Origin of the sequence: Nocardiopsis halotolerans DSM 44410, from assembly GCF_000341065.1 — a bacterium.
Lineage (GTDB): Bacteria > Actinomycetota > Actinomycetes > Streptosporangiales > Streptosporangiaceae > Nocardiopsis > Nocardiopsis halotolerans.
In genome coordinates this window covers 1-6,825 of the sequence record NZ_ANAX01000152.1, presented here as the reverse complement: position 1 = coordinate 6,825, position 6,825 = coordinate 1, and the positions used below count along the sequence as shown (strand labels likewise).

Sequence of the window (6,825 nt, the reverse complement as noted above, 5' to 3'; positions counted from 1 at the left end):
AGGTGTTCCGCGCCCCGCCAAACCGGCGGTTCTTCCGAATTATGCTTTCCAACCCTGCGGTTTTCCTGCACAACATGAACACCAGACAAGAAGACTGGTTCCTCTTTCGAGGCAACTCCCTGAGCCTACATGCTTCGTGCGCATGCTCGAACCACATGGGCTTGGGGAGGAGGTCAGGATCGCGGTCCGGTTCCGAGTCGACCCGATGGGGGTCCTCGCCGTCCCGCAGCGACCCGATCGATTGTAGGCAACCGCCCCGGTGGCGTCAAATCCGTCCGCGGAGGGGACCCTCGCGTGTACGGACGCTCCGTGGGTCGTTGGTTGGCTCGCTTGTCAGGTGCTGGTGATCCTGCCCAGAGGCCTGGTGGACCAAACACGGGAGGACGGGATTTCTGCCGGGGCGGCGGAACCCCGTTCCGCCGCCCCGGCACCGGACCTCGGATCAGAGGATGTCCGCCAGCTCCTGGGCGAGCTTGCGGAAGGCGATCCCGCGGTGGCTGATGGCGTTCTTCTCCTCCGGGGACAGCTCCGCCGTGGTGCGGCTCTCCCCCTCGGGAACGAACACCGGGTCGTAGCCGAAGCCGTGCTCCCCCCGGCGCTCGCGCGCCAGACGTCCGCGCAGCACGCCCTCGGCCACCGCTTCGGTTCCGTCCGGCATCACCAGGACCGCGGCGCACACGAACTCGGCGCCCCGGCGCTCGGACGGGGTGTCGGCCAGCTGGTCCAGGACCAGGTCCAGGTTGGCCCGGTCCTGGTCTCCCCTGCCGAAGCGGCCCGACCACCGCGCGGACAGCACCCCGGGCATCCCCCGCAGCTCGTCCACGCTCAGGCCCGAGTCGTCGGCGACGGCGGGCAGCCCCGTGTGCTCGGCGATGGCACGCGCCTTGAGCAGCGCGTTCCCGAGGAACGAGGGCTCGGTCTCGGGGACCTCGGGTGCGTCCGGGAAGGCGTCGAGCGAAAGTACCTCCGCCTCCACCCCCGCGTCGGCCAGGATGGCCCGCATCTCCGGGACCTTCTTCACGTTGCGTGTGGCCAGGACGATCTTCACGGTTCCCCCTCCCCCGGGGGCACCGCCGGTACGGGCACCAGCCCGTGGTGTGGCGGTCACTCCGACAGTGCCTTCTTCTGGATGGCGGTCAGTTCCTCGCAACCGGAGGCCGCGAGGTCGAGCAGCTGGTCGAGCAGGTCGCGGTCGAAGGGGACGCCCTCGGCGGTCCCCTGCACCTCGACGAACTTCCCGTCGCCTGTGAGGACGACGTTCATGTCGGTCTCGGCGACCGAGTCCTCCAGGTAGTTCAGGTCCAGCCGGGGCTGGCCCTGGACCACGCCCACGCTGACCGCGGCCAGGGACCCGGTCAGCGGGTTGTTCTTGAGCTTGCGACGCTTGCGCAGCCACTTCGTCGCGTCGGCCAGCGCCACGTAGGCGCCGGTGATCGCGGCGGTGCGGGTACCGCCGTCGGCCTGGAGCACGTCGCAGTCCAGGGTGATGGTGTGCTCGCCCATCGCCTTGAAGTCCACGACGGCGCGCAGGGAGCGGCCGATCAGGCGGGAGATCTCGTGGGTGCGGCCGCCGATCTTGCCGCGGACCGACTCGCGCGCACCGCGAGTGTCGGTGGAGCGGGGCAGCATCGCGTACTCGGCGGTGACCCACCCCTCGCCGGTGCCCCGGCGCCAGCGCGGAACGCCGTCCTCGACGCTGGCCGCGCACAGCACGCGGGTGTCGCCGAACTCGACGAGCACGGAGCCTTCCGCGTGGCGGAGCCAGTTGCGGGTGATGGTCACGGGGCGGAGTTGGGTCGGAACACGTCCGTCAGGTCGAGCCATGCACAAGAGCGTATATCCGCTGAGTGTCCTCCGGTGCTGGAGCAGTGAACTGGTCGGGCCGGGAGGCGCTCCCCACGCCTTCCGGGCCTCCGTCCCGCCCCGTCAACCGCCGCTTCCGTCAGTCGCCGATCGTGTGGGCCCGCCCGCTGCGGGCCAGTCCGATGGGGCCGTCGTAGGTGGAGCGGGCCTCGGTGAGCGTGACCTCGTCGTCGTTCCACGGCACCAGGTGGGTGAGCAGCAGCTGACGGGCGCGGGCCCGGCTGGCGTGCTCGCCCGCCTCGCTCCCCGTGAGGTGCATGTCCTTGGGGTGTTCGAGGTGGTCCTGGAAGGCCGCCTCGCACAGGAACAGGTCGGTGTCGGTGGCCAGATCGACCAGGGAGTCGCACGCGCCGGTGTCACCGGAGTAGGCCATGGACGCGCCGCCGTGCTCCAGGCGGATGCCGAAGGCCTCCACCGGATGGTTGACGTGGTCGACCCGGGCCGAGAACGGGCCGAGGTCGAACGCGCCGGGAGCGAGCTCGCGGAACTCGAACACCTCGGTCATGCCGGGGTCGGGCTCCAGGCCGTAGGCCTCGGCGACCCGGTGGGCCACACCCCTGGGTCCGTAGACCGGGATGCGGGGCTTGGCTCCGCCCGGGTGGAACATTCTGGCCACCCAGTACGAGCACAGGTCGAAGCAGTGGTCGGCGTGCAGGTGGCTCAGGTAGACGGCGTCGACCGAGTAGATGTCGATGTGCCGCTGGAGCGCTCCGAGCGCACCGTTGCCGATGTCGAGCAGAAGGCGGTAGCCGTCCGCTTCGAGCATGTAACAGGATGCCGGGCTGTCCGGCCCGGGGAAGCTCCCCGAGGACCCGATAATCGTGAGTCGCACGTCGTCGTCGCCTTCTCGATGGGCCGCGCGGCGTCCGTGGCACCCCCGTCGAGAGTGTGTGAGGAGTGCGGCTGGCGGCTGGTTCTGCGGATGTCCCGTTGTTACGGGTGTACCCCAATGGCCGCCCGGGTGGTACAAAATGTGGCCCGCGTCTCACGCGACCTCGGTCACGTGTGAATTTTTCACACCGCTTGACGACGTATGTCCCGTTCGTTCAGCGCCCGTTCCCCTCCTGTTCGGAACCGGACGGAGGCCGACACCGGGCGGGTGTCGGCCTCCGTTGGTACCGGAAGGGGTGGCCCTCAGGCCCAGAGCTGGCCGTCGAGGCGTTCCTCCGCCTCCTCCAGCGTGCCCTCGTAGGCACCGGTGGACAGGTACTTCCACCCGGCGTCGGCGATGACGAACGCGATGTCGGCGCGTTCTCCCGCCCTCTCGGCCTTGCGGGCCATGCCCAGCGCGGCGTGCAGCGCGCCGCCGGTGGAGATGCCCGCGAAGATGCCCTCCCTGTCGAGGAGTTCCCGTGTCCGCTTGAGGGCGGCGTCGGAGGGCACGGAGAAGCGGGTGGTGAGCACCGACTCGTCGTAGAGCTCCGGAACGAAGCCCTCGTCGAGGTTGCGCAGCCCGTACACCAGCTCTCCGTAGCGGGGCTCGGCCGCCACGACCTGCACCTCGGGCCGGTGTTCGCGCAGGTAGCGTCCCACGCCCATGAGGGTTCCGGTGGTGCCCAGACCAGCCACGAAGTGGGTGATCTCCGGCAGGTCGGCCAGGATCTCGGGCCCCGTGGTCTCGTAGTGGGCCCGGGCGTTGGCCGGATTGCCGTACTGGTAGAGCATCACCCAGTCGGGGTGCTCCGCGGCCATCTCCTTGGCGACGCGGACGGCCTCGTTGGAGCCTCCCGCCGCGTCGGAGAAGTGGACCTCGGCGCCCCACATGGACAGCAGCTGTTTACGCTCGGCGGAGGTGTTCTCCGGCATGACGCAGACCATGCGGTAGCCGCGCAGTTTGGCGACCATGGCCAGCGAGATGCCGGTGTTCCCCGACGTCGGCTCCAGGATGGTGCAGCCCGGGGAGAGCAGCCCGTCCTTCTCCGCCTGTTCGATCATGAAGAACGCGGCGCGGTCCTTGATCGATCCGGTGGGGTTGCGGTCCTCCAGCTTCGCCCACAGCCGGACCTCCGGTGAGGGCGAGAGCCGGGGCAGGCCGACGAGCGGCGTGCCGCCCAGGGAGTCGAGCAGGGAGTCGTAGCGCATGTCCCGGCCTAGCGGCTTCCGCCGGCCACGGCCGGCAGGATGGTCACGTTGTCGCCGTCGGAGAGCTTGGCCTCCAGGCCGCCGACGAAACGCACGTCCTCGTCGTTGAGGTAGACGTTGATGAAGCGGCGCAGCTTGCCATCGTCCACAAGGCGCTCGGCGATGCCGGGGTGGCGGCTGTCCAGGTCGGCGAACAGCTCGCCGAGGGTGTTGCCCGAACCCTCGACGACCTTGGCGTCGTCGGTCAGGTTGCGCAGGATGGTCGGGATGCGGACCTCGATGGCCATGAAGGTGTCTCCGTTAGCGGTCGTTGGTGTGCGTTCATTGCCAACAGGGGGCACCCGGCGCCCATTCCTGGGCGCCGCCCCGTGTGGTGCGGAACCTACCGGTCGGTTCCGGCCCCGGCTCCGGTGACCTCCACCGGTTCCTCGGTGACCTGGCCGTCGACGATCCGGTAGGAGCGGAACTCGACGGTGTCGGGCTCGCGTGTGGACACGAGCACGTAGTGGGCGCCCGGCTCGGACGCGTAGGAGATGTCGGTACGCGAGGGGTAGGCCTCGGTCGCGGTGTGGGAGTGGTAGACCACGACGGGCTCCTCGTCCCGGTCGTCCATCTCACGCCAGACCTTGAGCTGTTCGAGGGAGTCGAACCGGTAGAAGGTCGGCGACCGCTCGGCGTTGACCATCTCGACGAACCGCTCGGGGCGGTCGGAGCCCTCGGGCCCGGCCACGATGCCGCACGCCTCGTCGGGGTGGTCGCGGCGGGCGTGTGCGACGATCCTGTCGTAGATCGCGCGATCAATCCTCAGCATGACACCAGGGTACTCGCATCCGCTTCCCTACCAACCAGATGGGTATTATTGGTGTGAGGCACGGATCACGGTGGCCCGTGGCTGGTGGGGCACCTTCCGCGATCCGCGCCCACACGGATTAGGCTCGTGCGCATGAGCGAGGACAGCAGCAGCGCGCTGCTCACCGACCACTACGAACTGACGATGCTCCAGGGGGCGCTGCACAGCGGTGCCGCCGCGCGCCGCTCGGTGTTCGAGATGTTCGCCCGGCGGTTGCCGGAGGGACGCCGGTACGGGGTCGTGGCGGGAACGGGCCGCTTCCTGGACCTGCTGGAGCGGTTCCGGTTCGACACGGAGGAACTCGACTTCCTGTCCGACCACGAGGTCGTGGACGAGCGCACCCTGGAGTGGCTGTCCGACTACCGGTTCTCGGGTGACGTGTGGGGCTACGGCGAGGGCGAGGCGTACTTCCCCGGGTCGCCCATCCTGGTGGTGGAGGCCCCCTTCGCCGAGGCCGTGCTCCTGGAGACGCTGGCCCTGTCGGTGTACAACCACGACAGCGCGATCGCCTCCGCAGCGACGCGGATGGTGGTGGCGGCGGGTGACCGGCCGCTGATCGAGATGGGGTCGCGGCGCACCCACGAACGGTCCGCGGTCGCGGCCGCGCGCGCCGCCTACGTGGCGGGGTTCGCCACCTCCTCCAACCTGGAGGCCGGGCGTACCCACGGTGTGCCGACCGGCGGAACGGCGGCGCACGCGTTCACGCTGCTGCACGACAGCGAGCGGCACGCGTTCAGGGCGCAGCTGGAGTCCCTGGGACCGGGCACGACGCTGCTGGTGGACACCTTCGACGTGGAACGCGCGGTGCACACCGCCATGGACCTGGCCGGACCCGACCTGGGCGCGGTGCGGATCGACTCCGGCGACCTGGCCGCCCACGCCTCGCGCGTGCGGGCGCAGCTGGACTCCCTCGGCGCCGTGGACACCCGCATCGTGGTGACCGGCGACCTGGACGAGCACTCCATCCAGGCACTGGCCGTGGCGCCGGTGGACGGCTACGGGGTGGGCACCTCCCTGGTGACCGGTTCGGGGGCGCCGACGGTGTCGCTGGTGTACAAGCTGGTGGCGCGGGCTCGGGGCCTGGAGGAGGACGCGCCGTTGGAGCCGGTGGCCAAGCGCTCGGTGGGCAAGCCGAGCAAGGGCGGGCGCAAGTGGGCGCTGCGGCGTCTGGACGACAAGGGAACGGCCGTGGCGGAGGAGGTCCATCCCCACCCGCCGACTCCGCAGGTGCAGACGCGTCCGCTGCTGCGGCCCCTGGTCGTCGACGGCGAGGTGGTGGGCCGCGAGACCGTGCACGGGGCTCGTGAGCGGCATCAGGCGGCGGTGGCGGAACTGCCCGAGGAGGCCCTGCGGATGTCGCGCGGTGAGGCCGCGCTGCCGACGGTGTTCCTCTGACCTCCCCCGGGGAATGGCGTATCCGGGTCCGGAGGGACCCACCGACGACGGAAAGGGGTGCCGCCGTGAGAGCACTCATCGTGGTGGACGTGCAGAAGGACTTCTGCGAGGGAGGGCACCTGGGGGTGGCGGGCGGCGCCAGCACCGCGGCGGCCGTCACCGAGTACGCCCGAGCGAGCGACTACGACCACGTGGTGGCCACACGCGACTTCCACATCGATCCGGGGGAGCACTTCTCGGAGGACCCGGACTTCGTGGACACCTGGCCGCGCCACTGCGAGGCGGGAACGCCGGGGGTGGAGTTCCATCCCGGCTTCGACGCGTCGCTGGCCGAGGAGGTCTTCGACAAGGGGCACTACACGGCCGCCTACAGCGGTTTCGAGGGTGTGACCCGGGAGGAGCGGACCCCGCTGGCCCGGTGGCTCCGGGAACACGGGGTGGACGAGGTGGACGTGGTGGGGATCGCCACGGACCACTGCGTGAAGGCGACCGCCCTGGACGCGGTGGCCGAGGGCCTGCGCACACGGGTGCTGCTCGGGCTGACCGCCGGGGTGGCGCGTCCGACCGTGGACGCGGCGCTGGAGCGGTTGCGCGAGGCGGGCGTGGAGCTGGAGGGCGAGCCGCTGGTCGGCTGA

The 6,825-nt window shown here is 70.3% G+C and carries 8 protein-coding genes; 2 read left to right on the top strand and 6 right to left on the bottom strand.

What is annotated here, in order from left to right; translation table 11 throughout:
- Positions 1–442 precede the first annotated feature (442 nt).
- The 6 genes from rdgB to D455_RS0111090 all read right to left on the bottom strand — a co-directional run bounded on the left by rdgB (position 443) and on the right by D455_RS0111090 (position 4,756).
- Complete coding sequence (rdgB, locus tag D455_RS0111115; RefSeq protein ID WP_017570802.1) at positions 443–1,048, bottom strand: RdgB/HAM1 family non-canonical purine NTP pyrophosphatase; 606 nt, start codon at positions 1,046–1,048, stop codon at positions 443–445.
- Between the two features lie 56 nt (positions 1,049–1,104).
- On the bottom strand, positions 1,105–1,824 hold the full coding sequence (gene rph / locus D455_RS0111110) for a ribonuclease PH (protein WP_083922202.1): 720 nt from the start codon (positions 1,822–1,824) through the stop codon (positions 1,105–1,107).
- Between the two features lie 118 nt (positions 1,825–1,942).
- On the bottom strand, positions 1,943–2,695 hold the full coding sequence (locus tag D455_RS0111105; RefSeq protein ID WP_026122522.1) for an MBL fold metallo-hydrolase: 753 nt from the start codon (positions 2,693–2,695) through the stop codon (positions 1,943–1,945).
- A gap of 302 nt (positions 2,696–2,997) precedes the next feature.
- Complete coding sequence (locus D455_RS0111100; RefSeq protein WP_017570799.1) at positions 2,998–3,945, bottom strand: PLP-dependent cysteine synthase family protein; 948 nt, start codon at positions 3,943–3,945, stop codon at positions 2,998–3,000.
- Positions 3,946–3,953: 8 nt separating this feature from the next.
- A complete protein-coding gene (locus D455_RS0111095) occupies positions 3,954–4,232 on the bottom strand; it encodes a MoaD/ThiS family protein (RefSeq protein ID WP_017570798.1) in 279 nt (92 codons plus the stop codon).
- A gap of 95 nt (positions 4,233–4,327) precedes the next feature.
- Positions 4,328–4,756, bottom strand: a complete 429-nt coding sequence (locus D455_RS0111090; protein ID WP_017570797.1) for a Mov34/MPN/PAD-1 family protein — start codon at positions 4,754–4,756, stop codon at positions 4,328–4,330.
- Positions 4,757–4,888: 132 nt separating this feature from the next.
- Here D455_RS0111090 and D455_RS0111085 point away from each other — a divergent pair, with 132 nt between their 5' ends.
- The gene (locus D455_RS0111085; protein ID WP_017570796.1) at positions 4,889–6,190 is read left to right on the top strand and encodes a nicotinate phosphoribosyltransferase; all 1,302 of its coding nucleotides are present in this window, start codon (positions 4,889–4,891) and stop codon (positions 6,188–6,190) included.
- 65 nt (positions 6,191–6,255) lie between these two features.
- Entirely contained in the window at positions 6,256–6,825 is a 570-nt protein-coding gene (locus D455_RS0111080) for a nicotinamidase (protein WP_017570795.1), read from the top strand.